This is a genomic window from Haemophilus haemolyticus (assembly GCF_001008275.1).
Taxonomy (GTDB): domain Bacteria; phylum Pseudomonadota; class Gammaproteobacteria; order Enterobacterales; family Pasteurellaceae; genus Haemophilus; species Haemophilus haemolyticus_P.
This window is the reverse complement of the sequence record NZ_LCTH01000018.1, coordinates 39083-64426: the sequence shown is the minus strand read 5'-3', so window position 1 is coordinate 64426 and position 25344 is coordinate 39083. Positions and strand designations below refer to the sequence as shown.

Below are 25344 nucleotides of genomic sequence, written 5' to 3'. Positions count from 1 at the left end.
AATGAAAGGAGAAGATAGGACCCAGAGTGCCGCTGCGGGCAGTAGTCCTTGAACCCGACGGTTCAAGGAAATCAGTTGATACCGTTTTCAGGTTTCTTAGCCCAATGAACGAGTCAAAGGTTAAGCCTACACACCAACGATAGGAAACCAATTTATAAGATTTAAAGTATCGGCTCAGGGACATAGCCTGCTGACGAACACTCCAGGTAATTCTTATGGGGTTATACTAGCCCAAATTCTCAGTATTGACTAGCATTTATTTATCAATTTTAACGAGTTGATTATAAAACAACAAAAGAGTGTGATAATACAAATTAGTTTTAGGTATTTATTGTTCTTGGAGAGAAGAATTTAAAGAATATGGCGGTGATTTAAGTGATTTTTAACTGATTGCTCTGAATTAACTACATCTTTTAATTTGAAAAAATCTCAGCTCTATTTCACCGCACTTTCCAATTTAATATTGTTCTTTATTTACACGAATGTTTTCTAACGAATGGTCTAATTGTTGGATACCCGTTCTCAATACCTCTTCAATTTTAGCCGCTTTATTTTTTTCTTGGCTTAATTCAAAACTCAAATTGAGCGCTACAATCGAAAGCACACGATCAAGCTGAATAAGGCCAGTCTTTTCTTTCATTTCGGAAACCAATATATCTAAATTACGCGCAGCTTGGCGCAATAATTCTTCTTGTTCAACGGGCACGTTTAAACGCAAAACCTGCCCCAAAACTAAAATTTCGACCAATTTTAACGACATTTGATTTCCTTAAATTAAATATTTGAGTGGCTGATATTATGCCATAGCAAAAAACGTTCGTCACAAATTTTACATTGAATAGGCCGTTCACTCATCACCATAAATTAAGCTATAATGCCCGCATTTTTCAGTTTAAAACGAGATTTTTATGGCCCAAATTGCAACAAATCCGCTTGTGCTAGTGGATGGTTCTTCTTATTTATATCGTGCATTTCATGCCTTTCCTCCTTTAACCAATGCCGCAGGTGAGCCAACGGGTGCGATGTATGGCGTGTTAAATATGTTAAAAAGCCTCATCTCACAAGTGCAGCCCACTCATATAGCTGTTGTTTTTGATGCAAAAGGGAAAACATTTCGTGATGAAATGTTTGAACAATATAAATCTCACCGTCCACCAATGCCTGATGATTTACGCAAACAAATTCAGCCTTTACACAATATGATTCGAGCATTGGGGATTCCGCTTTTAGTAGTGGAAGGTGTTGAAGCTGATGATGTGATCGGCACGCTCGCACTACAAGCATCACGTTTGGGTAAAAAAGTGCTCATTAGTACTGGCGATAAAGATATGGCACAGTTAGTTGATGATAATATTATGCTCATCAACACCATGAATAATAGCTTATTGGATCGCGAGGGTGTGATTGAAAAATACGGTATTCCCCCTGAACTCATCATTGATTATCTAGCACTCATGGGCGATAGTGCAGATAACATTCCCGGCGTTGCTGGCGTGGGCGAAAAAACCGCACTTGGTTTACTACAGGGCATAGGAAGTATGACTGAGATTTATGCCAATCTTGAAAAAGTAGCAGAATTGCCAATTCGTGGTGCGAAAAAACTAGGTGAAAAATTATTAGCTGAAAAACCCAATGCCGATCTTTCTTATACATTAGCAACCATCAAAACGGATGTTGAACTTAACGTGACAACAGATGAATTGTTGCTTGGAGAAAGTCAAAACGATCAACTCATCGAATATTTTAGTCGCTATGAATTTAAACGCTGGCTTAATGAAGTGATGAATGGCGCGGATTCTATTACCCAAACCATTGAACAGCCTGTGAAAATGAACCAGTATCAGGCGACCTCACCAGCTCAAAATTCGGTGGGAAATAGTGTGGTGGAAAATACGCCTAAAATTCAAATCGATCGTACAAAATATGAAACCTTGCTCACTCAAACGGATTTAACACGCTGGATTGAAAAACTCAATGCAGCAAAACTCATTGCTGTCGATACTGAAACAGACAGTCTTGATTATATGTCTGCGAATTTAGTGGGTATCTCTTTTGCTCTTGAACATGGTGAAGCCGCTTATTTACCATTGCAATTGGATTATTTGAATGCGCCAAAAACACTAGAAAAATCGACCGCACTTGCGGCTATCAAACCCATTTTAGAAAATCCTGACATTCACAAAATTGGACAAAACATTAAATTTGATGAAAGTATTTTTGCCCGCCATGGCATTGAATTACAAGGTGTTGAATTTGATACGATGCTGCTTTCTTATACGCTAAATAGTACTGGTCGTCATAATATGGACGATTTAGCTAAACGTTATTTGGGGCATGAAACTATCGCATTTGAAAGCATTGCAGGAAAAGGGAAAGGCCAGCTTACGTTTAATCAAATTCCATTAGAACAAGCCACAGAATACGCGGCGGAAGATGCTGATGTGACAATGAAATTACAACAAGCGCTGTGGTTGAAACTGCAAGAAGAACCAACGCTTGTTGAATTGTATAAAACAATGGAATTACCATTACTTCATGTGCTTTCTCGTATGGAACGTACAGGCGTTTTGATTGATAGTGATGCCCTCTTTATACAATCTAACGAAATTGCCACAAGATTAACCGCACTTGAGGAACAAGCTTACGCATTAGCGGGTCAGCCATTTAATTTGGCCTCCACCAAACAATTACAAGAAATATTGTTCGATAAACTTGGGCTACCTGTTTTACAAAAAACACCAAAAGGTGCGCCATCAACGAATGAAGAAGTATTGGAAGAATTAGCCTATAGCCACGAATTACCCAAAATTTTAGTTGAACATCGTGGCTTGAGTAAACTCAAATCCACTTACACGGATAAACTGCCTCAAATGGTCAATTCACAAACAGGCCGAGTGCATACCTCTTATCATCAAGCGGTGACGGCGACAGGACGTTTATCATCTAGCGATCCAAACCTACAAAATATTCCAATTCGGAATGAAGAAGGTCGTCGTATTCGACAAGCATTTATTGCGCGTGAAGGTTATTCTATTATCGCCGCTGACTATTCTCAAATTGAGTTACGCATTATGGCGCATCTTTCCGGCGATCAAGGCTTAATTAACGCCTTCTCTCAAGGCAAGGATATTCACCGATCCACGGCTGCTGAAATCTTCGGTGTATCATTAGATGAAGTCACCAGCGAGCAACGTCGCAATGCTAAAGCGATTAATTTCGGCTTAATTTATGGAATGTCCGCGTTTGGACTTTCACGCCAACTTGGCATTTCCCGTCCAGATGCACAAAAATACATGGATTTATATTTCCAACGCTACCCTGGCGTACAGCAATTTATGACCGATATTCGTGAAAAAGCGAAAGCACAAGGCTATGTGGAAACGCTATTTGGTCGCCGTTTATATTTACCTGATATTAATTCTAGCAATGCAATGCGTCGTAAAGGAGCAGAACGCGTAGCAATAAATGCACCGATGCAAGGCACGGCTGCGGATATTATTAAACGAGCAATGATTAAACTTGATGAAGTAACACGTCACGATCCAGATATTGAAATGATTATGCAAGTACACGATGAATTGGTATTTGAAGTGCGGTCAGAAAAAGTAGAGTTTTTCCGTGAGCAAATTAAACAACACATGGAAGCCGCTGCGGAATTAGTTGTTCCATTGATTGTAGAAGTGGGTGTTGGACAAAATTGGGATAAAGCGCACTAAGGAATTTAATCATGAATAAAGTTATTAAAAGTCGCCACTTTACGGCAGAACGTGCTTGGGGAGCCCTCGATATTACCAATATGGGTGGCATTTCAGTGCGTCTGCACTGGACAGATAAACCTTACAAATGGCATATCAATGACGGTGAAGAAGTCTTTGCTGTCATGGATGGTACGGTGGAAATGCGCTACAAAGAAGATGGTCAAGAGAAAGCCGTATTGCTCCATACGGGTGATATTTTTTATGCGGGTATCGGTACCGAACATGTTGCTAATCCACAAGGTGAAGCGCGTATATTAGTCATAGAGAAAGAAGACAGTATTTAACAAATTAAAAAGAATTTTATGAATCAAGAAAAACTTAACGAAATTGAAAAACCATTACTCCACATCGTTAAACATGATGTTGTGCCAGCCCTAGGCTGTACTGAACCCATTTCTCTGGCACTTGCAGCAGCAACAGCGGCTAAATATTTAGGAAAAACGCCTGAACGCATTGAAGCCAAAGTTTCACCGAATCTGATGAAAAATGGCTTGGGTGTTGCTGTTCCAGGAACTGGCATGGTCGGCTTACCTATTGCTGCAGCAATTGGTGCATTAGGCGGTAATCCAGATGGCGGTTTGGAAGTATTAAAACATATTACGCCAGAGCAAGTTACTGCCGCCAAGACTATGCTTGAACAAAAATTAGTGAGTGTAGATATTCATCAAACCGAACATATTTTATATTCAGAATCAACATTATTTGCCGATAATGATTACGTGAAAGTCGCAATTCAAGATCAGCATACCAATGTTATTTTGATCGAAAAAAATGGCGAAATCCTTTTTCAGAAAGTGGAAGATGAATGTACCAATTGCGATCCCTATGAAGTTTTTAAACAAATTAGTGCTCGCGAGATTTTTGAGTTTTCCAATGCGGTTGAATTAGAAAAAATTCGTTTTATTAGTCAAGCTGCAGAACTCAACCGAGCGCTGTCTAACGAAGGATTACGTGAAAATTATGGCTTACACATTGGTAGAACATTGCGTAAACAAGTAGGTAGCGGTTTAATTTCTGATGATTTGCTAAGCAAAATTATGATTGAAACCACAGCCGCATCAGATGCAAGAATGGGCGGAGCAACGTTGCCAGCGATGAGTAATTCAGGTTCAGGCAATCAAGGAATTGCGGCAACGATGCCTGTTGTCGTTGTTGCAGATTATCTCAAGGTGAGTGAGGAAAAACGAATACGCGCACTTTTCTTATCTCACTTAATGGCCATTTATATTCATAGTAAATTGCCAAAACTTTCCGCACTTTGTGCTGTGACTACGGCATCAATGGGAAGCTGTGCAGGTATTGCTTATTTACTCACAGGTAAATTTGAAACAGCTAGCATGAGCATCTGTAGCATGATTGGTGATATTAGTGGCATCATCTGTGATGGCGCCGCCAATAGCTGTGCCATGAAAGTCTCCACTAGCGTTGCTTCAGGCTATAAATCGGTACTTATGGCTATGGATGAAACCCATGTTACTGGCAATGAAGGTATTGTCGAACACGATCTTGATCGAACTATTGATAATCTCTGCGCTATTGCATCAAAAAGTATGCAACATATCGACAGACAGGTCATAGAGATTATGGTGAGTAAACCTTGTCCTTAATGAAAATAAAGTGCGGTAAAAAATAAAGAAATTTCAATTTCATTGATATTTATCGTAAACAAAAGGGTTGAATATAAATTTATACTCAACCCTTTATCTTCATTAAAAGAGGATATTATTTATCGCTTTCTTTTTCGTGTGGATTGCCTTTCACACCAATATGAGAAATTTCCCCATTAGCATCAATCAAATAAGCTTGGCCAAAACCTCTTACAAAACGGCCTGTACCAAATATAAGTTCAACTAAATCAAAATCAGTAAATTCACGAATCGTTTTAATTCCGCCCACATCATTCATGGTTTCCGCTAATTTATCTAAGGCTTTTTCAACAATTGGATCTTCACGAGGAATAAAACGTGCACTTGCCTTGTAACGTAAACGAGTACGTACAATAATTGATTTTGCTTTGCTTTCATCTTCTAAAAACATCACTTCCGCTTGATTCGGATTGCATTTTAAATTGTCATAATGTTCTGCAATGGCACTGATATAAATATAATATTTTCCATCAAGCGAAATAATTGGCGCATAAGACGCCATCGGTAAACCATCTTTATCTAAAGTGGCAAGCACACAGCTTTTAAACTCTTGACGAAATTCATCAATTTTAGCTTTAATACGATCGTAATTTGCAACTGGTTTATTTTCTACACAAAGATTGATGATCACTTGTTTAATTGAACCTTCGTCAGCTTGTTGTGGAAATTCCACGCGTAATGTTTTGTCACCATTATATTTAAAATCTAAACCACCAAAATCTACATTAACTAGCGTCACATCCGTGATTTCATTTACACCACCAAATTTTTTACAAAGGGCAGCCATATCATCTTGGTGATGATCATTCATGTGAGTGATAATTCTATTGAAATCCATTTTTGTTCCTTATATTTACGATTAATCTCATTATTCTACGGATTCTCTTCCGTGAGGAATAATGTTGAGCATTATACTCAAGTAAAATATATTTAACATATTTTTCACAAAATAATAATATTTCAAAGAAAAAGGCCCTTACGAAATAAGGGCCTAAAAAACTGAAATAGTATTAATTATTTACTATCAACACTCACACCATAGAAAGCATCATAGCCAAATGGGCTTTGTACATAGCCCTTTACGCGGGGACTAAGTGGTGCAAAACCAACAGAATGCGCCACTGGAATCCAAGGTGCTTGATTATGAACGATAACTTGCGCTTGTTTATAAAGTGCGGTGCGTTCTTCCTTATTTGTTAATCCGATTGCTTTATCTAGTAATGCATCAAATTCTGGATTTTTAAAACGGGCCATATTGGAATTACCCGCATTTGAACTTGCCAATAATGGAGATAAGAAGTTATCAGGATCACCATTATCACCAGACCAACCAAAGATACCAGCAGTTAACTCACCCGCTTTCGCACGTTTTTGGTAATCCGCCCATTCATAGGTAACAGGGTTAGTTTTTACACCAACTTTAGCCCAGTCCGCCATGATAAGTTCAGCCATACGTTTTGGATTTGGGTTAGACGCACGTACAACAGGTTGAATCCAAAAATCAGTTTCAAAACCATTTGGGTAACCCGCTTCTGCTAAAAGTTGTTTTGCTTTTTCTGGATCGTACGGATAATCTTGAACTTCATCGTTGTAACTCCAAATTGTTGGAGGAAGTGGATTTTTAGCTGGTGTACCCGCGCCTTGGTAAACCGCTTCAATAATCGCTTTTTTATCCACTGCGTAGTTCAGTGCTTGACGAACTTTGACATTATCAAACGGTGCTTTTTCGGTATTGAATGCGATATACGCCACGTTCAAACCTTTTTGTTCCAAAAGTTGTACTTTTGGATCTGTTTTCATTTTTGCTAAATCCGCTACATTCGGGAATAAAATTAAATCACAAGATCCCGCCTGTAATTTTGCATAACGTGTTGTCGCATCTGGCACAATATTGATAACTAAACGATCCAATGGTGTTCTACCCTTCCAATAGTTTTCGTTTGCTACATATTGAGCAGCTTGATCCGTTTTGTAATCAACAAAAACAAATGGCCCCGTTCCCACTGGACGATTATCAATTGTTTCTGGCTTACCTGCTTTCAGCATTGCATCAGCATATTCTGCGGAATAAATAGAAATAAAATCCATGCCTAAACTTGCCAAGAAAGTTGCATCTTTCTTGTTTAAGGTAATACGAATTGTATTGTCATCTACTTTCTCCACTGATTTCAACAATTCAGGGAATTTCATTGCTTTGAAATATGGATAAGTCCCTTTAGATACATTGTGATATGGATGATTCGGATCTAACTGACGTTGGAATGAGAATACAACATCATCCGCATTAAAATCACGTGTTGGGGTAAATTCTTTTGTTGTATGGAATTTAACACCTTTTCTTAAATGGAATGTGTAAGTTAAACCATCATCGCTAATTTCCCAGCTTTCAGCTAGGGCAGGTTCAATATCTGTTGAGCCTTTTTTAAATTCAACTAAGCGGTTATACACTTGTTGTGAACTTGCATTATAAGACGTCCCTTCCATCACAAGAGCAGGGCTAAATCCTAAAGGTGCTTTTGCTGTACAGTAAACAAAAGTATTGTTAGATGCAGATTTAGTTTCAGCTTGTGCGGTCGGTTTATTTGCTGAACCTGATTGATCACAAGCTGCTAATACAAGCGTTGCAGCCGCAAGAGTTAGTGTTGCTTTTAGCTTCATGATAGTTCCTCACTTTGTTGGCAGAGATTTATTCGAGCATAGTGATACCAAAATGCTAGATAAATCCTATCTAAAATAAATGTTTAATAAGATATAAGCAAATATCACTTTTTTTAAATAAAAAAATTCTATGGATTATAACAAATTAATCTAAGGATTTTTCCGTAAATGATCGCCATCATTTTTGTGTAATTTCATAAGCGACCAAACTAAGGCGATTGCAAAAAGTGATGAGGTTAAGAAAGTATAGCCAAATGCCTGTTGTAAGCCATCACTCGCGCTAAAGAAATGTCTATAAAGATTTAGAATTATCGATGAAATAGCAATACCAAATCCAATTCCAACTTGCTGCACAATACTTAATACTGTAGAACCTGTGCCTGCCTGTTGTTTTGAAAGATCGCCTACAGTCAACGTATTGATTGAAGTAAAAATTATCGACATGCAAGCACCGTACCACATGAGATTGCAAATAATCCAAGTCAGAGAGCTTTGTTTATCTAACCAAGCCATTGAAATCACAGAGCCAGCCATCAAAAGTGCGGATGAAATTAACGTTGTTTTATAGCCCCAACGATTTAAAATTCGTCCAATTAATATTTTCAAAATCACAGAAATTAGCGCAATCGGCGCTAAGAGCCAGCCAGACATTTCAGCACTATAACCGAAAGATAATTGAAACATCAAAGGCAATAAAAAGGGAACGCCAGATGCAGATAATCGGATAAAAATATTGGCAATAATGCCTAATCTGAATGTACGAGTGCGGAAAAGGGATAAAGGTAAAATGGCATATTCATTGTTTTTGGCATAACTAGAATAAGCCACGAGTAACAGAATACCAACGACTAACACGCTATAGGTTGTAATTGCACTATGCTGGCTTTCACCAAGTAAATCCAAACCAAGCGTGATGCCAACTAATCCTAATGCAAATAGTAAAAAACCTGTCCAATCTAGTTTCTCTGCTTCGCCTTTGATGTTACTCATCACGCTACCCGATGCCAAAATCCCTAGTGCACCAATTGGAATATTAATTAAAAAAATCCAGTGCCAACTGGCGTGAATGACTAACCATCCACCTAAAATAGGCCCTAGAATTGGTCCGATCAAACCTGCAGTTGCCATTAAATTCCAAGCATTAACTAATTGTTGTTTCGGGACAGCTTGAATAATTGCTAAACGCGCCACTGGCATCATAAAAGCACCGCCTATCCCTTGAATCACTCTGGCTAAGATTAAACTTTCTAAATTAGGGGCAGCAGCACAAGCGATAGAACCTAAAATAAAAGTCAACACTGCACCACGAAAAACGCTCAATGTCCCAAATTTTACAGCCGCCCAAGCGGTAAGAGGAATAAATAATGCAACAGCTAAAGAATAAGCAATAATCGCCATTTGCATTTCAAAGGCGGGTTTATGTAAATCAGAAGATATTGCGGGTAAAGCTGTATTTAGAATGGTCGCATCGAGGCTTTGCATAAAAAGCGCCATTGCAGCCACCCACGCTAAACCGCGATAGGCATTGGGTTCAATCATCGTGTTCCGTGAAAATGGTACAACCAATTCTCAATAAAATCGGCAATTTGCAGAATGCGGTTAATATCCAACAAAGTGCGGTCAATTTCAAGGGGATAATTCGTTGCAACTGCGAGCACATATTCGTCAATTTCGGGTAAAGATTTTGTCATTTCCTGACGATGGAGCAAAATCTTTGGAATTGGCTCTTGTTTAAAGCCTTCCACCAAAACTAAATCCGTTAAAGTGCGGTCAAATTGTTGTGCTAAATAATCCAATGAAACAGGTTTTGGTGTTTCCGTCATGATAGCCCAGCGTTCATCATTCGCTAAAATGACTTGAGAAGAACCCGCCTCTTTCATACGCCAACTATCTTTTCCTTCTTTATCAACTTGCATATTGTGATGGCTATGTTTAATCACTGAAACGCGAATGTGACGAGCGATAAGTTCTGGAATAAGTTTTTCTAATAATGTTGTTTTGCCACTACCGCTATAACCGGTAATTCCAAGTAAAGGAATCTGATTGTTCATAAAAATAACCTTAAAAATCACCGCACTTTAGATACGGAAAACCCCGAGATATCGGGGTTAATAAATTAAGAATGTTTTGCTACATAATTGGCAAAAATAAGTCCGCCGATAGCAAGAAGAGCAACAATGCCAAGCCCTATAGTAAGCCACATATTATTTTCCCTCCACTAATTGACGAAATTTACGCCCCATTACGAGACAAACATAAGCAATAATGAGCAAAAAACTAATATTTAATCCTTTTAGGAAAAGCGGTTGCTCGCCATAAAGTATAACAGGCATTGCTAGAATAGCAACTTTTGCCACATCATCACTAAGTTTTGACCAAGCCTCTAAAGAGCTTTTTTCAATGGGTAATTTAAATAAATTCAGCATAGTTTCTCCGATTAATAAAAGAGAAATTTTGCTGGAATAGAAAGAAAATTACTCAACTAGCTTTATAGTTTTCGATCTAGATCGCAGAAATAATAAAAAGCGAATAAAAAAATTAAGATAATATGCGCAATAAAACAGGCTGAAATTCTGTTTGTTGACCTAATTTCCTGCTATAAGATTTTACAAAAATGAAAGAAAGTGCGGTTAACCCAAAAATTAAAATGGCACGCAAGATTTCATTGTGGCTGATGTAATCAGACAACATGGTTGCGATCAATAAAGTCAAAAGCGGTACAACATACATCAATAATGCCGACAACAACATAGACTTTTCTTCTAATCCAATTTCAACAATTTGACCTTCGCATAATGGCATTAATGTTTCCACATTAAAAATATGCTCGCCCCGTTTTCCGTTTAATTCTGAAAGGCTTGATGTTCCACAACTGTTTTTAGCTGCGCATTGGCCACAGGCACTTTGGGATTGGCATTTCACTTTGGCAATGCCATTTTCATAGCTAATAACAACGGCACTTTCTCTTAGCATTGGGATTCTCCCATATAAATATCAAAGCGATGATTTTTCGTTTCACGGCTAAAGTGCGGTTGCTTTCCATCAAGAAACTCCGCATAGTCAGGACGCTTCACAACCACACGTTTTTTAGCTAATTGTAGTGCAGGTAAAAGTAATTCATCGGCATCTAAATCTGCTCCAACTAAATGCTGGAATACGCGCATTTCTTTTTTTACTAACGCAGATTTTTGTTTATGCGGATACATTGGATCGAGATAAACCACATCGGCATAATCAATATTAGGATCAAGTTCATTAATATGGCGAACATTCAACAAACGCAAATTTTGTTGCAACATCTCGCCGATTTCCTCATCTTGATAAGCACGATTTAAACCATCTTGCAGAAGTAAAAAAATAACAGGGTGGCGCTCCACTAAACGAACTTGGCAGCCAATCGACGCCAGCACAAAGGCATCACGTCCTAAACCTGCTGTTGCATCAATAACGGTTGGCAATTCCGAACCTTTAATCCCGACCGCTTTTGCTACAGCTTCACCGCGACCACCACCGAATTTACGACGGTGAGCCATTGTGCCACCAGCAAAATCAACATAAACCGCTCCGAGTTTAGGTTCGTCTAATTTACGAAGTTCTAAACGTTCATCGGTTTGAACAAGCGCAAGTGGGCTTTGTTCATCATGAATAATGTTATATTCAGCACAAAGTGCGGTCAATTCTGCTAGTGTTTTTTCTGGAGATTCAGAAATCAGCTGAATTCCTACTTGCGAATGAGCCATACGCCGCTTTCCATGTGGTCAGTGTAAGGGAATTGGTCAAATAACGCGGCTTTTTCAATGCGGTGCGTTTTTGAAAGTTCAACAAGATTATCGCACAGCGTATGTGGATTACAGGAAATATACAAAATGCGATCGTAATTTTGTACAAGTTTCACTGTATCAGGATCAAGCCCTGCGCGAGGTGGATCGACAAAAATGGTATTACATTCATAAGATTTTAAATCAATCCCTTTCAATCGGTTAAAGGCTCGAACCCCATTCATAGCCTGCGTAAATTCTTCTGCAGACATACGGATAATTTGTAAATTATCGACTTTATTTTCAGTGATATTAAACTGTGCGGCAGCTACGGAAGGTTTGGCGATTTCTGTTGCTAATACCTTACGGAAATTTTGTGCAAGTGCGATAGAAAAATTGCCATTACCGCAGTAAAGTTCTAATAAATCACCTTCACTATTTTGGGTACAATCAATTGCCCATTCAAGCATTTTGCAGTTTACCGTTGCGTTTGGCTGAGTAAAACTATTCTCGACTTGTCGATAGACATAATTTCTGCCATTCACAGGTAAAACTTCATCCACATAATCTTGCTCAAAACAGATTTTTTGTTTACTTGCACGCCCGATTATTTGCACATCAAAATCTTGCTTTTCGAGTAAATCTTTCAGGTTTTTAGCCGCACTTTCCCATTCTTCAGTGAGTGTTTTATGATAAAGCAAGCTCACAATAATCTTATTACTCAAGGTGCTAAGATAATCAATTTGGAATAATTTTTTGTGTAGCACCTCTTGTTGTTTTAACAAAGGTAATAAGGTTTGCATCATACGATTAATCAGCATGCTAGCGATTGGAAATTCATCCACGCGATAACGCTGTAGCGTCGCTTGATCAAACATAATATGGTAAAAATCATCTTGCTCATGCCAAATACGAAACTCCGCACGCATACGATAATGGCTTGTTGGAGAGTCAAAAACTTGAATATCCGGCGCATTAAAAGGGCGCAAAAGTGCGGTTAATTTTTCAAGTTTTTTTTGTAGCAGTTCGTTGTATTGAGAAATCGGTAATTGCATAGAAATTAGTATTCATAGGGCGTATGAAGACGAATCGTTCATACAAAGATAGGAGAATAAAGTTATCAGCCGTGAATTACGCGTGATTTCACAAGCTATTCAAAAACAAAAAGCAGACTTCCGCCTGCCTTGTTCAACATATCTTATTCGCCGGAATAATCTTCACCGCCAGAGGCAGCTTCACTCACATCACCAGATAAGGTGTAAACACGTTTTTTAGTGTTAATACGAGTACGATATTTATTCCAAGTTTTTTCAAAGAAAGTCTCTGCTGCGCGCTCACCACGGCAAAAAGCGACGAAATCTTTTTCTTCTTTAGTCGCTGGCTCACGTTCCCCTAAGTCCAATGCTTTGAACGCTTGACCATATTGCTCAAGCACTTGTGATTCCTTGATTGTGTAATCACCGTGACGGGAAAAACCACGTGGGTAGTTTTTGTCGTCAAAGAAACGACGCGTTACGCTAAAACTTGCAGCCATAATATTCTCTCTTCTTTCATTAATATTTACAAAATAGGGCAGGCATTAAACCAATTTTTCGTTATTTTTGCAATAAACCTTTTACGGTTTGTACATAATCTTTCACGAAATCATCGTAATTTAAACCTTCAGGGTTTACACGGAATTTACCATTTACATAAAAATCAGGTACACCACGCACTTTAAATTGTTCTGCTGCATTCACTTGTTTATTAACCAAACCATTTACTGCGAAACTATTAATGCCACCATCAAATTGCTCGGAGGTTACACCATTCGATAAGAAAATAGTTCTAATATCATCCATTGATTTCAAAGCATCCTTTTGAGCAGCTTCAAATAATGGTGCCTTTACTTTACTTTCTGCACCTAATGCCATTGCTAACGCCCAAGCTCGCGTTAAGTTTTCAGACTGGCGACCTAAGAAATTCACATGATATTGTTTAAATTTCACATCTTTTGGTAAAGCATCTGCGACTTGTTGTGGAATTTTGTATTCCATTTCAAAGGCATAACAATGCGGGCAATAGAATGAGAAAAACTCAATCACTTCTTTTTGCTGTGAAGCCTGTTGACTCACTTGAACATATTGTTTGCCTTCCTGTAAATCTGCTGCAAAACTATTTACAGACATAAGCGTGCTGATACCAAAACCTAACGCAAGTAATACTTTTTTCATTTGCTTTCCTTTTTATTTAATGATACCGCGAGCACGGAGCAATGCGGTTTTAAAATCTTCTTCGTAATCTTTTTTGAGACCAGGAATTGGCTCATGTTTATCTGTACCATCCATTTTTAACTGATAAATAATCACTTCATCAGTTAATTCATTTAATGGCTTTTGGAAACCTGATTCATTGGCAATTTTTTGCAAAATTTCCATTAAGCTCAAATCCGGGTCTTTAGACCAATAAGGTTGTAAAAGTTCCAAAACTTCATTTAAACGCTTACATTTCATTGCTATTTCCTTTTTAATCGTAAAAAATAGGCAAATGATACTTGAAATAACGATAGATTAAAATATGACAATCACAATAAGCGCGGTAATTTTGGCTGGTGGCAAAGCACGCAGAATGGGCGGGCAAAATAAAGGATTACAGATTTTAGGTAAACAATCTTTAATTCAACATGTTATTAATCGCTTGCAACCACAAGTTCATGATATTTCAATTAACGCTAACCGAAGTCAAACAGAATATGCAAAATTTGGCTTTCCTGTTTTTTCCGATGAACTGCCCGATTTTCGGGGGCCATTGAGTGGTATGCTAACAGCCCTAGAAAAGACAAAAAGTGACTTTATCCTTTTTACACCTTGTGATACACCTTTTTTTCCTACGAACCTTTTAGATAAACTCAAAAGTGCGGTTAAAAATCACCGCACTTTAATTGCTTATGCTTGCGATGAAGAACGTGAACATCCCGTTTTTTGTTTGATGTCCATTCAGCTAAAGGAAAAATTACGACACTATTTAGCATCGGGTGAACGACGCCTTTTACAGTTTATGAAAGAAAATGGCGGGATTTCAGTAAAGTTTACGAAAGAAGAAGGCAACTTCGAGAATTTTAATACGATGGATGATTTAAAGAAAAACAGTCATCTAACCGAACACTAACAAAAGTGCGGTTTATTTTTATTATTTACGAGCACCAAATATCGCAATCAATTCTTTCACTTTTACGCGTTTTTCTGAATTCTGACTAATAGAACGTTGGACTTTTACCCGTTTAAATTTTGCACCGTTATAAATTTCACGGGTAAATTTAGTATCGTGATTAGAAATCAATATGGGAATCTGTTTTTCTTTTTGTATAGATTTCGCTAAATCTGCCAAGGCACGTTGCTGCATCAACCCAAACTCATTGCCCGCATAACCAGTAAAATTAGTATCCTGTTGTAGCGGAGCATAAGGCGGATCGCAATAAATCACCGAATCCTTATCGGCAAATTCAAAAGTTTTTTGAAAATCACAACATAAAAACACCGCACTTTGCGCTTTATGAGCGAAATAACGTAATTCATCTTCTGGAAAATAATGAGTTTTGTAAGCACCAAAAGGTACGTTAAATTCATTTTTGCTGTTATAACGGCATAATCCGTTAAACCCAAAACGATTCAAATACAAAAAAATAATCGAACGTTCGAAAGGATCCGTAGATGCATTGAATTGGCGACGTTTGGCATAGTAATAATCGGATGTATTGGCATCATAATCAAAGAAAATCGGCTTACAAGCTTCAATATAACCATCTACATTTTCTTTAACAATATTGAATAGATTGATTAAATCAGGGTTGATATCTGCCAAAATATAGCGTTCAAAATTAGAATTAAGAAATACTGCTCCAGCGCCCACAAATGGCTCAATTAAGCAGTTTTTTTTGTTTGGAAAGGCTTTATTTATATCGTCCGTTAAGCGAAATTTTCCCCCCGCCCATTTTAAAAATGGACGGTGTTTTAACTTAGGTTTTAAAGATTGTTTTTTCGGACGTAACATCTTAATCCGTTTGAGTACAACGACGAATTGCGTTTAACACGAGGGTATGATCGGTATCATTCGCCACATAAGCTTGGCCTAGAGATTTGAGTAGCACCAGACGCAATTTACCCGCTAGAACTTTTTTATCACGCATCATATGCGGTAAATAGTCCTCCGGCTGCATCGTATCCGGTGATACGGTGGGCAAATTGGCACGAGCAAGTAATTTTTCAAGGCGAGACACATCTACAATAGAAATATCTCCAAGCTCTTTCGAAAGCGCCGCTGCCATCATCATTCCCGTCGAAACAGCTTCGCCATGAAGCCAGTTTCCATAACCTAAGTGAGTTTCAATGGCATGTCCAAAAGTATGTCCAAGATTGAGCAATGCACGATCGCCCTTTTCTGTTTCATCTCTCGCAACCACATCCGCTTTAATTTGACAACAACGAGAAATACAATGTTGAAGCGCCTCAGGATACAAAGCGACAAGTTCATCAATATGTTGTTCTAGCCATTCAAAAAATTCGTAATCTAAAATGGCGCCATATTTGATAACTTCGGCAAGACCCGCGTTTACTTCACGTTTAGGAAGCGTATTAAGCGTGAGCGTATCAATAATAACCATTGATGGCTGATAAAACGCGCCAATCATATTTTTGCCTAATTCATGATTAACCGCCGTTTTACCGCCCACTGAAGAATCCACTTGTGAAAGCAATGTGGTTGGAATTTGAATTAAACGCACGCCACGCTGATAACTTGCCGCAGCAAATCCAGCAACATCGCCAATTACGCCGCCACCCAATGCAATAATCGTGGTATCTCGTCCATGATTACCTTGTAAAAGTGCGGTGAAAATTAAGTTTAAAGATTCAAGCGTTTTGTATTTTTCGCCATCTGGCAATAAAACATGATCGACCTCGCAACCACGTTTTTCCAACGCATAAATGACTGTATCAAGATAAAACTGTGCGACCGTGGGATTCGTTACAATCATCACGCGATCCCCACGTTTAATTGGGTAACTACGTTCATCTTGTAACAATCCGCTACCAATTAAAATAGGATAGCGACGCTCTTGCAATTCCACGTTGACGCACAGCATAATTTATCCTTAGGTGTGTTTAAAGTGCACCATTCAATCCATTCATATTATCAATTAAATCAACTATTTGATTTACCATTACTTTGGCATTTTGCTCATCGGTTGGCAAAGTGATGTCCGCAATTTCTTCATAAAGCGGGTTGCGAATTTTTGCTAAATCTTCCAATACTTGACGAGGATTCTCTGCATCTTGGAGCAATGGACGTTTTTTATCACGTTGAGTACGTTGGAATTGTTTTTCCACCGTTGTTTCTAAATAAATCACGATACCGCGTGCAGATAAATAATTACGACTCTCTTTAGAAAGCACTGCGCCACCACCAGTTGAAAGTACAATGCCTTGCATTTGAGTAAGCTCATTAATAATGCGTTCTTCACGCTTACGGAAGCCTTCTTCACCTTCCAAATCAAAAATCCAGCTAATGTCCGCGCCAGTACGCTCTTCAATCACGGCATCGGAATCAATAAAATCCATATTAAGCTGTTGTGCTAATTGACGACCGATAGTGCTTTTACCTGCACCCATTGGTCCCACTAAAAAAATATTACGTTTTTCCGCCATTGTTCTTTTCTAATTAAATTAAAGGTGAAATAAAAATTTGATCTTTCTAACAAAAATACACAGTCCAAAACAAATTTGACTACTTGAAAGATCTCCCCAAAAATGGCCTAGATTATCGCAATAAACCACCCTATTTTTCAACCTTTCTAGGGAATTTATTTTCCACGAGAAACCATTCAGGTGTGGAATAATCAATATTCTCAATCATCTATGAAGTTTTCAAGCTACAAAGTAATAACAAAAATAGCGCGTTAAATACGCGCTATTTTTAGTCTATTTTTTAATTTTATTTTTTAGGTTAATGCATCAGTTGAAGCATTAAATTTCACATTTGATGAAGTGTAAGCCTCAAAGTGCGGATGTTTTTTCATAAATTTAATGAAGCTTTCCGCATCAGGTAAGTAGGTATCAACGCCCTCATATTTTGGATCGTTAAATAATTTACCAAAAGTTTTATAACCATCTTTACCGCTAGCTACATAGGCATTGGTACCAACGAGATAACGTTTATTATCATCAATTGGTTCCCACTGTTGGGTTTGTTTATTCAAAACTTCCACGCTGACTAAGCGTTTACCTTCCGCGTTTGGTGTTTCATTCGCTTCGTAACGAATGCCTGCGCCATAAGGGAATGCCCCTGTAGAACCATCAACTAAAGCAAATTGCATCGCATCTTCAAGTACTTGTTTCACTAATGCACCTTCCATTTTATAGGTATATAACGTATTACCGAAAGGCAAGAAAGTATAAGCATCATTAAAAGTTACATTGCCCGGTAAAATATCCGCACGCACACCACCTGCATTTTGAATCGTTAAATCCACTGTTTTGAGTTCGTTATACATTGTTTCTGCAATAAAACGCGTTGCGATAGAACCTTCTGGATTTGAGCCTACTTTATTTGGGATACGGTTTGCTGAACCACCTGGCATTGCAGAACCTGTGATAACACCAACAATTTCTTGTGCTAAACGATCTTTTTCACTTTTATATTTTGAAATAAGCATGTCTGTTTTTGCATCATGATCATCAAGTGAAATACTCTTCATTGATTTTAAAGTATCAAGTGCTTTTTTACGTTTATCGCCTGTTAATTCAGTCCATTTACCTTCCGCATTTTTCACTTGAAGTTTATGAGAACTCATTAACACATGAGGAATTTTACGGGTAATAGACGCAATACCTTCAGGACTGAATTTCACGCCTAAGTCCCCCACCACTGCAGAATAAGCCCAACCTTCCATTACAAATACCGGTTCGCCATTCGGATTTTTAAATTCAAGCGGATATTCATAGATTACTGGCAATTTTAAACCACGTAATTCATCATTTCCGTATAAATAATGTGAATCTCCAGTAACAATAACGTCAATATCATTTACTTTTTGAGCGATTTCGATATTTTTTTCACTTCCTGCATGTGAAAGTAAAATGATTTTATTAATGCCTTGTTGTTTTAGCGCATTTGCCATAATTTGTGCGGTAGCAATTTCATCATAGAACTTCACATCCTTACCTGGTGAAGAGGAATTAACCGTTTTATTCACGGTATCTAAACCGATAATAGCAATTTTTTCTCCATCCACAGTGAAAATATCGTAAGGTTTCCATTTGTTATATAAAATTGAATTTTTATCAGGAATAACATTGGCTGAAAGTACTGGGATTTTTAATGGCTCAAGTAGTTTTAATAAACCTTCATTGCCCGCATCAAATTCATGATTACCCAAAGTAAAATAATCAAAATTACCTGCATTCATGACAGCCGCATCAGCGGAACCGCCAAAAAGGGTGAAATACAGCGTACCAGTAATCGCATCACCAGCATGTAGCACTAATGGATTTTTATACTTTTTACGTAACTCATAAAGTTTTCCATTCACAGCAGAAAAACCACCAATATCAACCTTTGTTTGTTGACCATTTAAATTAATTCTCGCTTCGTGCGGTTCCAAGTAAGAATGGTGGTCGTTAATATGTAAGATACTTAACTCCACAGCTTTATGAGCTTGTGGCGCTTCTTTAGCAAAGGTTGAACCAGAGCAAAGCATTGCTAACGCACTAACTGCAAAGGTAACTGATTTTTTAGATAAAAACATAATGGCTCCTTATGAGTAAACGGATTAATTTAAGCCTTCAAGCATTGCTTGGAAAGTCTTATAACGAATAGCATAGTTATTGTGTTGAAGATTTTCACGTGCTTGATCTAAATACGAAAAATCATCAACCTCGACCCCTTTAAATTGGCGAGCAAACATCATATTAGCTAGAGCGAGACGGGGCTTAATTTCTGAAGAAGGGGTTATCAAACTCACTCGATTCTCGGTAATAGAAAAAGTTGTTTGATTAGGAAAATCTTGACGTATTTGTTCAATAATTTTTTGAAATATGCCTTTAGCATCCAAAGACAATAATATGATTTGATCTGCCTTTGCTCCCCGTTCTATTAAAGCCTGAACAAATTGCTCCGAATTATCTGTTTGACGAATATAAATTTTTGCCTGCTCATTCGCTAAAAAAGACACAAGTAAGTTTTTCTTCATTTCCTGAATTAAATTAGCATCGCCAGTATTTATCGGCTCAAAGTATAAGTAATCAAGAAATTTAGGAGTGAGATTTTTATCTGTTTTAAAAATGCGAGTGAGGATTTTTTCACTTATTTGGATCTGATTATCAAGAAATTGGGGAGGTAAAGAAAAAAGTGCGGTGAGTTTTTTCTGTAAAATCGAAACTTGTTGTTTTTCTTGTTTGGCTAAAGCAATTGAAAATTGTTGTTTTAAAGCCTCAGCAGACTCAGTAGATACTGATTGTTGAGAAGACGGAGGGGGACTCGCTATCACAGACTGTTGAATGCTAATACATGACGCTAATCCAAGTAACACAGAATGAAAACCGATTTTCATAATAAACCTCATTTAACTGATATTTTATCAATGTAAAATACCGCTTAACGCGTAAACTTGACCTAAAACTGTTTAAGAATTTCTTAGATTATACGTAAAACAAAATTGTATGTGAATGATAATGTTTACTTTTTCAAGAGAATATAACGTACTTATTAGAATGCTCATCCAAAACTTGCAATTTTGCTCAAAAAGTATAAAATTCGCAGGCTTTTTGTCTATATATACAGAGAAAAAAGTAAGCTATATTCTTAAATCGCTTTCGAGTTTAGGAATATTCTTTTAGAAATTAAACATTTAGAGGAAGGTTATGGTAACCATTCGTTTATCTCGTGGCGGAGCTAAAAAACGCCCATTTTATCAAATCGTAGTAGCTGACAGCCGTTCACCACGTGACGGTCGTTTCATTGAGCGTGTAGGTTTCTTCAACCCAATCGCACAAGGTAACGCAGAACGTGTTCGTATCGACCTAGACCGTGTTAACCACTGGGTTGGTCAAGGTGCATCACTTTCTGATCGTGTTGCGAGCTTGGTAAAAGAAGCACAAAAAGCAGCATAATTTTGCTTTTTGATTTAGTTCTTAAACTAAGATAGGTGAGAAATATGGAACAACAACGTATTGAAGTTGTGGGCAAACTAGGCTCAACCTACGGTATTCGTGGGTGGTTACGTATTTATTCATCAACAGAACAAGCTGAAAGCATTTTTGAGTATCAACCTTGGTTTTTAAAAATCAAAGGTGAATGGCAGCCAACAAAATTAGAAAACTGGCGTCATCATAATCACGAAATCATCGTGAAATTAAAAGGCGTTGATGATCGTGAAGCCGCACAAATTTTAGCAAATGTTGAAATTGGTGTAGATTTATCTGTTTTCCCAGAACTGGAAGAAGGCGATTATTACTGGCACGATTTAATTGGTTGCTCAGTCGTAAACCTAGAAGGTTATACAATGGGAACGGTGACAGAGATGATGGAAACGGGTTCTAATGATGTTTTAGTAGTTAAAGCCAATACTAAAGATGCTTTTGGAAAACAAGAACGGTTAATTCCGTTTTTGTATGAACAAGTAGTTAAAAGAGTCGATCTCACCACGAAAACTATTGAAGTGGATTGGGACGCTGGTTTCTAATCTCAAGTATGCACAAACGTAATGTAGTAGGCTTTTTATGTGGATAGGGGTGATTTCATTATTCCCCGAAATGTTTAAAGCGATTACGGAATTTGGGGTTACAGGCAGAGCCGTAAAACATAATCTTCTGCAAGTGGAATGTTGGAATCCAAGAGATTTTACATTCGATAAGCATAAAACCGTGGATGACCGCCCTTATGGTGGTGGCCCGGGAATGCTGATGATGGTGCAACCTTTACGGGATGCGATTCATGCTGCGAAAGCAGCGGCAGGAGAAGGCGCAAAGGTAATTTACCTTTCGCCACAAGGACGTAAACTCGATCAAGGCGGCGTAACAGAGCTTGCTCAAAATCAGAAATTGATTTTGGTATGTGGACGTTACGAAGGGATTGATGAACGATTGATTCAAACTGAAATTGATGAAGAATGGTCAATCGGCGATTACGTTCTAACCGGAGGGGAATTGCCGGCAATGACATTAATTGATGCTGTTGCTCGTTTTATTCCTGGTGTATTAGGCAAACAAGCTTCCGCAGAAGAAGATTCTTTTGCAGACGGTTTATTAGATTGCCCGCATTACACCAGACCGGAAGTGTTAGAAGGATTAACTGTGCCACCCGTGCTGATGTCGGGACATCACGAAGAAATTCGGAAATGGCGATTAAAACAATCGCTACAAAGAACCTGGCTCCGACGCCCTGAGCTCTTAGAAAGCCTAGCTCTGACTGACGAACAACGTAAACTGTTAAAAGAGACGCAAGCCGAACATAGCAGTTAGTTTCAGTTACATCTAGGATCAATAAAGGATCAAACAATGTCTAACATTATCAAACAACTTGAACAAGAACAATTAAAACAAAACGTACCTAGCTTCCGCCCAGGTGATACTTTAGAGGTTAAAGTATGGGTAGTTGAAGGTAGCAAACGTCGTTTGCAAGCATTCGAAGGCGTGGTTATTGCAATTCGTAACCGTGGCTTACACTCAGCATTTACTTTACGTAAAGTATCTAACGGCGTAGGCGTTGAGCGTGTATTCCAAACTCACTCTCCAGCTGTAGATTCTATCGCAGTTAAACGTAAAGGTGCAGTACGTAAAGCTAAACTTTACTACTTACGTGAACGTTCAGGTAAATCAGCTCGTATTAAAGAGCGTTTGGGCGAATAATTTCGCAAAGAAAAAGGCTTGGAATTCCAAGCCTTTTTTGCATTCATTATATTAATCAGCACTATAATACAATTTTCCGATTTCAATTTTTTGACGACCAGTCTCTTCTCGCCATTTATTACTATCACGTAAAGAATACACACAACCGCAATATTCCTGTTGATAAAACCGCTCCCGCTTACTAATCTCAATCATGCGTTGCGAGCCACCTTCTTTACGCCAGTTATAATCCCAATAAATAACATCATCATATTTTTCCGCAGCGCGATGCCCACAGCCATTGATTTGATTCATATCCTTCCAACGAGAAATCCCCAGGCAACTAGTAAACACAGGGAAACCATGTTCATGAGCATATTCAGCAGCTTTTTCAAAGCGCATATCAAAACACATAGTGCAACGAATTCCCCTCTCAGGCTCCCATTCCATGCCTTTGGCACGATCAAACCAATTTTGACGATCATAATCTGCATCAATAAATGGAATGCCAAATTTTTGGGCAAAACGAATATTTTCTTCTTTACGAATTAAATATTCTTTGAGTGGATGAATGTTCGGATTGTAAAAATAAATCGTAAATTCAATGCCTGATGCAAGGATTGCTTCCATCACTTCACCCGAGCAAGGCGCACAGCATGAATGTAAAAGAAGTTTATTATGCCCATCCGGCAACTCAAGTTTTTCACGAATAAAAGGTGCGTTAGGATCTTTGCGTACTTTTTGTTTACGAGTTTTACCTTGAAAATTAACCGCTCTTTGCTCAGGTTTAGATTGAAGTTCTGTATTCATAAAGTTTAATTAAAATTAATTAGTTCAAGTATATAAGCTAAATCAAGGGCTAATAATTTCTATCCACAGACAAATAAGCTAAAGAAATCAACGCCTTCTTATAATCACTCTCTGGCAACATTGCAATTGCATCTACTGCTTTTTGAGCTTCTTCTTTTGCACGATTCATCGCATAATCTAAAGACTTATGCTCAGCCATAATAGCTAATACTTCATCAATAGCTTCACGTTTACCGCCTTGCTCAATCGCTTCGCGAATTAAAGCCGCCTGTTGAGCATTACCATGACGCATAGCATGTAGTAGAGGAAGAGTTGGTTTTCCTTCAGCTAAATCATCGCCTACATTTTTACCTAGAGCTTGCGCATTTGCACTATAATCCAATACATCATCCACAAGCTGAAATGCAGTTCCAAGATAACGCCCATAATCTTGTAAAGCCTTTTCTTGAGCTTCTGTTCCGCCCGCAACTATTGCCGCAGCCTGACCAGCCACTTCAAACAAACGCGCAGTTTTGCTATAAATTACACACATATAATTAGCTTCACTCGTTTCAGGATCATTAACATTCATTAGCTGCTGAACTTCGCCTTCCGCTAAAACGTTAGTCGCATCGGCCATGATTCCCAAAATCTTCAATGACTCTAATTGTGCAACTAATTGAAATGCACGCGTATAAATAAAGTCTCCTACCAGTACACTTGCAGCATTCCCAAATTCTGAATTCGCCGTAGCCCGCCCACGACGCATATCGGACTCATCCACCACATCATCATGTAGTAAAGAGGCAGTATGAATAAATTCAACAAAAGTAGCACAAGTAATTGAATTAGAGCCTTCGAATCCTAAAGATCGAGCCGCAAGAACTGCGATCAATGGACGGATCCGCTTACCGCCGCCTTGAACAATATAAAAACCTAACTGCCCTATTAATGGAACATCTGAATTAAGCTGAGCAAGAATATTTTGATTAACTTTTTGCATATCGGGATCTGCAAGTTTCTGGATCTCGTCCATGCTCATAAGATCTTGTTTCTTCATTTTTTCATCTATTATTAGTCAAAAGTGCGGTGCATTTTACCCGAATTTTCGGACTTTCTGAAATCAATCCGCAAATGAAGGGAATTTTTTTATTTTATTGTAAATAAATTCTTGCCATAGGTAGGATTTTTCCGTAAAATTTGCGGCCTATTTATATGAATTTTTAAGTGTGGACTGCTAAAGAGCAGGGAAACACAATTAAGCGGAGTATTTATGTACGCAGTTTTCCAAAGTGGCGGTAAACAACACCGTGTGAGCGAAGGTCAAGTTGTTCGTTTAGAAAAACTTGAACTTGCAACTGGCGCAACAGTTGAGTTCGATTCTGTGTTGATGGTCGTTAATGGTGAAGATGTTAAAATCGGTGCACCAGTAGTTGCTGGCGCAAAAGTAGTGGCTGAAGTAGTTGCACAAGGTCGTGGCGAGAAAGTTAAAATCGTTAAATTCCGTCGTCGCAAACACAGTCGTAAACAACAAGGTCATCGTCAGTGGTTCACAGAAGTGAAAATCACTGGGATTCAAGCATAATTTCAGAGGAGATCAAGTAGATGGCAACTAAAAAAGCTGGTGGTTCAACTCGTAACGGTCGCGATTCTGAAGCTAAACGCCTTGGTGTTAAACGTTTCGGTGGCGAATCTGTATTAGCAGGTAGTATCATTGTTCGTCAACGTGGTACTAAATTCCACGCGGGTAGCAACGTAGGTATGGGTAAAGACCACACTTTATTCGCAACTGCAGATGGTAAAGTTAAATTTGAAGTAAAAGGCGAGAAAAGCCGTAAATACGTAAGTATTGTTACTGAATAATTTAAAATCTATT

At 38.2% G+C, this 25344-nt stretch carries 29 protein-coding genes and 1 other RNA gene; 10 read left to right on the top strand and 20 right to left on the bottom strand.

Annotated elements, in window-relative coordinates; all coding sequences use genetic code 11:
• Nucleotides 1–14: 14 nt before the first annotated feature.
• A non-coding RNA gene (gene ssrS, locus AAX15_RS09245) (6S RNA) lies at nucleotides 15–212 on the bottom strand.
• A 245-nt stretch (nucleotides 213–457) separates the two neighbouring features.
• On the bottom strand, nucleotides 458–760 hold the full coding sequence (locus AAX15_RS02625; protein ID WP_005632126.1) for a cell division protein ZapA: 303 nt from the start codon (nucleotides 758–760) through the stop codon (nucleotides 458–460).
• A gap of 148 nt (nucleotides 761–908) precedes the next feature.
• On the opposite strand from AAX15_RS02625, the gene polA reads away from it, so the two are divergent.
• From polA to AAX15_RS02610, 3 genes are read left to right on the top strand one after another with little or no spacing between them, the layout of a single operon-like run.
• Nucleotides 909–3716 carry a DNA polymerase I gene (gene polA / locus AAX15_RS02620; RefSeq protein WP_046939008.1) on the top strand — a complete coding sequence of 936 codons (2808 nt, stop codon included), beginning with the start codon at nucleotides 909–911 and terminating at the stop codon, nucleotides 3714–3716.
• A gap of 11 nt (nucleotides 3717–3727) precedes the next feature.
• Complete coding sequence (locus tag AAX15_RS02615) at nucleotides 3728–4042, top strand: cupin domain-containing protein (protein ID WP_046939007.1); 315 nt, start codon at nucleotides 3728–3730, stop codon at nucleotides 4040–4042.
• 18 nt (nucleotides 4043–4060) lie between these two features.
• On the top strand, nucleotides 4061–5365 hold the full coding sequence (locus AAX15_RS02610) for an L-cysteine desulfidase family protein (protein ID WP_046939006.1): 1305 nt from the start codon (nucleotides 4061–4063) through the stop codon (nucleotides 5363–5365).
• Between the two features lie 115 nt (nucleotides 5366–5480).
• Here AAX15_RS02610 and AAX15_RS02605 read toward each other — a convergent pair whose 3' ends face one another.
• The 11 genes from AAX15_RS02605 to AAX15_RS02555 all read right to left on the bottom strand — a co-directional run bounded on the left by AAX15_RS02605 (nucleotide 5481) and on the right by AAX15_RS02555 (nucleotide 14312).
• Entirely contained in the window at nucleotides 5481–6242 is a 762-nt protein-coding gene (locus AAX15_RS02605; RefSeq protein ID WP_046939005.1) for a HugZ family heme oxygenase, read from the bottom strand.
• Nucleotides 6243–6418: 176 nt separating this feature from the next.
• Nucleotides 6419–8062, bottom strand: a complete 1644-nt coding sequence (locus tag AAX15_RS02600; RefSeq protein ID WP_046939003.1) for an ABC transporter substrate-binding protein — start codon at nucleotides 8060–8062, stop codon at nucleotides 6419–6421.
• Between the two features lie 150 nt (nucleotides 8063–8212).
• On the bottom strand, nucleotides 8213–9601 hold the full coding sequence (locus tag AAX15_RS02595; protein WP_046939002.1) for an MDR family MFS transporter: 1389 nt from the start codon (nucleotides 9599–9601) through the stop codon (nucleotides 8213–8215).
• Nucleotides 9598–10113 (bottom strand): molybdopterin-guanine dinucleotide biosynthesis protein MobB, encoded by a 516-nt coding sequence (gene mobB / locus AAX15_RS02590; RefSeq protein ID WP_046938999.1) that lies wholly within the window; start codon nucleotides 10111–10113, stop codon nucleotides 9598–9600. Before mobB ends, AAX15_RS02595 begins: the two co-directional genes overlap by 4 nt.
• A gap of 153 nt (nucleotides 10114–10266) precedes the next feature.
• Nucleotides 10267–10488: a hypothetical protein gene (locus AAX15_RS02585; RefSeq protein ID WP_009500105.1), complete on the bottom strand. Its 222-nt coding sequence runs from the start codon at nucleotides 10486–10488 to the stop codon at nucleotides 10267–10269.
• Between the two features lie 112 nt (nucleotides 10489–10600).
• A complete protein-coding gene (locus tag AAX15_RS02580; protein ID WP_046938998.1) occupies nucleotides 10601–11035 on the bottom strand; it encodes a SoxR reducing system RseC family protein in 435 nt (144 codons plus the stop codon).
• Nucleotides 11029–11802 (bottom strand): class I SAM-dependent methyltransferase, encoded by a 774-nt coding sequence (locus tag AAX15_RS02575; protein ID WP_046938997.1) that lies wholly within the window; start codon nucleotides 11800–11802, stop codon nucleotides 11029–11031. Before AAX15_RS02575 ends, AAX15_RS02580 begins: the two co-directional genes overlap by 7 nt.
• Nucleotides 11784–12875, bottom strand: coding sequence for a tRNA (uridine(54)-C5)-methyltransferase TrmA (gene trmA, locus AAX15_RS02570; RefSeq protein ID WP_046938996.1), 1092 nt, complete (start codon nucleotides 12873–12875; stop codon nucleotides 11784–11786). Before trmA ends, AAX15_RS02575 begins: the two co-directional genes overlap by 19 nt.
• Nucleotides 12876–13018: 143 nt before the next feature.
• On the bottom strand, nucleotides 13019–13354 hold the full coding sequence (locus AAX15_RS02565; protein ID WP_005626449.1) for a MaoP family protein: 336 nt from the start codon (nucleotides 13352–13354) through the stop codon (nucleotides 13019–13021).
• A 61-nt stretch (nucleotides 13355–13415) separates the two neighbouring features.
• The gene (gene dsbA, locus AAX15_RS02560) at nucleotides 13416–14033 is read right to left on the bottom strand and encodes a thiol:disulfide interchange protein DsbA (RefSeq protein WP_046938994.1); all 618 of its coding nucleotides are present in this window, start codon (nucleotides 14031–14033) and stop codon (nucleotides 13416–13418) included.
• Nucleotides 14034–14045: 12 nt separating this feature from the next.
• Nucleotides 14046–14312 carry a YihD family protein gene (locus AAX15_RS02555; RefSeq protein ID WP_005631120.1) on the bottom strand — a complete coding sequence of 89 codons (267 nt, stop codon included), beginning with the start codon at nucleotides 14310–14312 and terminating at the stop codon, nucleotides 14046–14048.
• 64 nt (nucleotides 14313–14376) lie between these two features.
• Here AAX15_RS02555 and mobA point away from each other — a divergent pair, with 64 nt between their 5' ends.
• Nucleotides 14377–14967, top strand: coding sequence for a molybdenum cofactor guanylyltransferase MobA (gene mobA / locus AAX15_RS02550; RefSeq protein WP_046938993.1), 591 nt, complete (start codon nucleotides 14377–14379; stop codon nucleotides 14965–14967).
• Between the two features lie 21 nt (nucleotides 14968–14988).
• Here mobA and AAX15_RS02545 read toward each other — a convergent pair whose 3' ends face one another.
• The 5 genes from AAX15_RS02545 to AAX15_RS02525 form a co-directional block, all read right to left on the bottom strand.
• Nucleotides 14989–15849 carry a Dam family site-specific DNA-(adenine-N6)-methyltransferase gene (locus AAX15_RS02545; RefSeq protein WP_046938992.1) on the bottom strand — a complete coding sequence of 287 codons (861 nt, stop codon included), beginning with the start codon at nucleotides 15847–15849 and terminating at the stop codon, nucleotides 14989–14991.
• Nucleotide 15850: 1 nt separating this feature from the next.
• Complete coding sequence (aroB, locus tag AAX15_RS02540; RefSeq protein ID WP_046938990.1) at nucleotides 15851–16939, bottom strand: 3-dehydroquinate synthase; 1089 nt, start codon at nucleotides 16937–16939, stop codon at nucleotides 15851–15853.
• Nucleotides 16940–16958: 19 nt separating this feature from the next.
• A complete protein-coding gene (gene aroK, locus AAX15_RS02535; RefSeq protein WP_005626436.1) occupies nucleotides 16959–17501 on the bottom strand; it encodes a shikimate kinase AroK in 543 nt (180 codons plus the stop codon).
• A gap of 293 nt (nucleotides 17502–17794) precedes the next feature.
• A complete protein-coding gene (nadN, locus tag AAX15_RS02530) occupies nucleotides 17795–19600 on the bottom strand; it encodes an NAD nucleotidase (protein WP_046938988.1) in 1806 nt (601 codons plus the stop codon).
• 24 nt (nucleotides 19601–19624) lie between these two features.
• Complete coding sequence (locus tag AAX15_RS02525; RefSeq protein WP_046938986.1) at nucleotides 19625–20404, bottom strand: hypothetical protein; 780 nt, start codon at nucleotides 20402–20404, stop codon at nucleotides 19625–19627.
• 310 nt (nucleotides 20405–20714) lie between these two features.
• On the opposite strand from AAX15_RS02525, the gene rpsP reads away from it, so the two are divergent.
• The 4 genes from rpsP to rplS are packed head-to-tail and all read left to right on the top strand — an operon-like array spanning nucleotide 20715 to nucleotide 22700.
• Complete coding sequence (gene rpsP / locus AAX15_RS02520) at nucleotides 20715–20963, top strand: 30S ribosomal protein S16 (protein ID WP_005626429.1); 249 nt, start codon at nucleotides 20715–20717, stop codon at nucleotides 20961–20963.
• A 44-nt stretch (nucleotides 20964–21007) separates the two neighbouring features.
• Nucleotides 21008–21535, top strand: coding sequence for a ribosome maturation factor RimM (rimM, locus tag AAX15_RS02515; protein WP_046938985.1), 528 nt, complete (start codon nucleotides 21008–21010; stop codon nucleotides 21533–21535).
• Nucleotides 21536–21572: 37 nt separating this feature from the next.
• On the top strand, nucleotides 21573–22313 hold the full coding sequence (gene trmD / locus AAX15_RS02510; protein ID WP_046938984.1) for a tRNA (guanosine(37)-N1)-methyltransferase TrmD: 741 nt from the start codon (nucleotides 21573–21575) through the stop codon (nucleotides 22311–22313).
• A 36-nt stretch (nucleotides 22314–22349) separates the two neighbouring features.
• Nucleotides 22350–22700, top strand: a complete 351-nt coding sequence (rplS, locus tag AAX15_RS02505; protein ID WP_005626422.1) for a 50S ribosomal protein L19 — start codon at nucleotides 22350–22352, stop codon at nucleotides 22698–22700.
• Nucleotides 22701–22751: 51 nt separating this feature from the next.
• On the opposite strand, the gene AAX15_RS02500 is transcribed toward rplS, so the two are convergent.
• Complete coding sequence (locus AAX15_RS02500) at nucleotides 22752–23489, bottom strand: epoxyqueuosine reductase QueH (RefSeq protein ID WP_046938982.1); 738 nt, start codon at nucleotides 23487–23489, stop codon at nucleotides 22752–22754.
• A 49-nt stretch (nucleotides 23490–23538) separates the two neighbouring features.
• Complete coding sequence (gene ispB, locus AAX15_RS02495; RefSeq protein WP_046938981.1) at nucleotides 23539–24528, bottom strand: octaprenyl diphosphate synthase; 990 nt, start codon at nucleotides 24526–24528, stop codon at nucleotides 23539–23541.
• 213 nt (nucleotides 24529–24741) lie between these two features.
• Here ispB and rplU point away from each other — a divergent pair, with 213 nt between their 5' ends.
• Together rplU and rpmA are read left to right on the top strand one after the other, a co-directional pair.
• Nucleotides 24742–25053: a 50S ribosomal protein L21 gene (rplU, locus tag AAX15_RS02490; RefSeq protein ID WP_005626416.1), complete on the top strand. Its 312-nt coding sequence runs from the start codon at nucleotides 24742–24744 to the stop codon at nucleotides 25051–25053.
• Nucleotides 25054–25073: 20 nt separating this feature from the next.
• Nucleotides 25074–25331 carry a 50S ribosomal protein L27 gene (gene rpmA / locus AAX15_RS02485; protein ID WP_005626413.1) on the top strand — a complete coding sequence of 86 codons (258 nt, stop codon included), beginning with the start codon at nucleotides 25074–25076 and terminating at the stop codon, nucleotides 25329–25331.
• Nucleotides 25332–25344: the final 13 nt, after the last annotated feature.

What these genes read in the sequence shown, in the direction of transcription:
- AAX15_RS02625 (WP_005632126.1), bottom strand. Translation starts at nt 760, where the DNA reads ATGTCGTTAAAATTGGTCGAAATTTTAGTTTTGGGGCAGGTTTTGCGT.
- polA (WP_046939008.1), top strand. Translation starts at nt 909, where the DNA reads ATGGCCCAAATTGCAACAAATCCGCTTGTGCTAGTGGATGGTTCTTCT.
- AAX15_RS02615 (WP_046939007.1), top strand. Translation starts at nt 3,728, where the DNA reads ATGAATAAAGTTATTAAAAGTCGCCACTTTACGGCAGAACGTGCTTGG.
- AAX15_RS02610 (WP_046939006.1), top strand. Translation starts at nt 4,061, where the DNA reads ATGAATCAAGAAAAACTTAACGAAATTGAAAAACCATTACTCCACATC.
- AAX15_RS02605 (WP_046939005.1), bottom strand. Translation starts at nt 6,242, where the DNA reads ATGGATTTCAATAGAATTATCACTCACATGAATGATCATCACCAAGAT.
- AAX15_RS02600 (WP_046939003.1), bottom strand. Translation starts at nt 8,062, where the DNA reads ATGAAGCTAAAAGCAACACTAACTCTTGCGGCTGCAACGCTTGTATTA.
- AAX15_RS02595 (WP_046939002.1), bottom strand. Translation starts at nt 9,601, where the DNA reads ATGATTGAACCCAATGCCTATCGCGGTTTAGCGTGGGTGGCTGCAATG.
- mobB (WP_046938999.1), bottom strand. Translation starts at nt 10,113, where the DNA reads ATGAACAATCAGATTCCTTTACTTGGAATTACCGGTTATAGCGGTAGT.
- AAX15_RS02585 (WP_009500105.1), bottom strand. Translation starts at nt 10,488, where the DNA reads ATGCTGAATTTATTTAAATTACCCATTGAAAAAAGCTCTTTAGAGGCT.
- AAX15_RS02580 (WP_046938998.1), bottom strand. Translation starts at nt 11,035, where the DNA reads ATGCTAAGAGAAAGTGCCGTTGTTATTAGCTATGAAAATGGCATTGCC.
- AAX15_RS02575 (WP_046938997.1), bottom strand. Translation starts at nt 11,802, where the DNA reads ATGGCTCATTCGCAAGTAGGAATTCAGCTGATTTCTGAATCTCCAGAA.
- trmA (WP_046938996.1), bottom strand. Translation starts at nt 12,875, where the DNA reads ATGCAATTACCGATTTCTCAATACAACGAACTGCTACAAAAAAAACTT.
- AAX15_RS02565 (WP_005626449.1), bottom strand. Translation starts at nt 13,354, where the DNA reads ATGGCTGCAAGTTTTAGCGTAACGCGTCGTTTCTTTGACGACAAAAAC.
- dsbA (WP_046938994.1), bottom strand. Translation starts at nt 14,033, where the DNA reads ATGAAAAAAGTATTACTTGCGTTAGGTTTTGGTATCAGCACGCTTATG.
- AAX15_RS02555 (WP_005631120.1), bottom strand. Translation starts at nt 14,312, where the DNA reads ATGAAATGTAAGCGTTTAAATGAAGTTTTGGAACTTTTACAACCTTAT.
- mobA (WP_046938993.1), top strand. Translation starts at nt 14,377, where the DNA reads ATGACAATCACAATAAGCGCGGTAATTTTGGCTGGTGGCAAAGCACGC.
- AAX15_RS02545 (WP_046938992.1), bottom strand. Translation starts at nt 15,849, where the DNA reads ATGTTACGTCCGAAAAAACAATCTTTAAAACCTAAGTTAAAACACCGT.
- aroB (WP_046938990.1), bottom strand. Translation starts at nt 16,939, where the DNA reads ATGCTGTGCGTCAACGTGGAATTGCAAGAGCGTCGCTATCCTATTTTA.
- aroK (WP_005626436.1), bottom strand. Translation starts at nt 17,501, where the DNA reads ATGGCGGAAAAACGTAATATTTTTTTAGTGGGACCAATGGGTGCAGGT.
- nadN (WP_046938988.1), bottom strand. Translation starts at nt 19,600, where the DNA reads ATGTTTTTATCTAAAAAATCAGTTACCTTTGCAGTTAGTGCGTTAGCA.
- AAX15_RS02525 (WP_046938986.1), bottom strand. Translation starts at nt 20,404, where the DNA reads ATGAAAATCGGTTTTCATTCTGTGTTACTTGGATTAGCGTCATGTATT.
- rpsP (WP_005626429.1), top strand. Translation starts at nt 20,715, where the DNA reads ATGGTAACCATTCGTTTATCTCGTGGCGGAGCTAAAAAACGCCCATTT.
- rimM (WP_046938985.1), top strand. Translation starts at nt 21,008, where the DNA reads ATGGAACAACAACGTATTGAAGTTGTGGGCAAACTAGGCTCAACCTAC.
- trmD (WP_046938984.1), top strand. Translation starts at nt 21,573, where the DNA reads ATGTGGATAGGGGTGATTTCATTATTCCCCGAAATGTTTAAAGCGATT.
- rplS (WP_005626422.1), top strand. Translation starts at nt 22,350, where the DNA reads ATGTCTAACATTATCAAACAACTTGAACAAGAACAATTAAAACAAAAC.
- AAX15_RS02500 (WP_046938982.1), bottom strand. Translation starts at nt 23,489, where the DNA reads ATGAATACAGAACTTCAATCTAAACCTGAGCAAAGAGCGGTTAATTTT.
- ispB (WP_046938981.1), bottom strand. Translation starts at nt 24,528, where the DNA reads ATGAAGAAACAAGATCTTATGAGCATGGACGAGATCCAGAAACTTGCA.
- rplU (WP_005626416.1), top strand. Translation starts at nt 24,742, where the DNA reads ATGTACGCAGTTTTCCAAAGTGGCGGTAAACAACACCGTGTGAGCGAA.
- rpmA (WP_005626413.1), top strand. Translation starts at nt 25,074, where the DNA reads ATGGCAACTAAAAAAGCTGGTGGTTCAACTCGTAACGGTCGCGATTCT.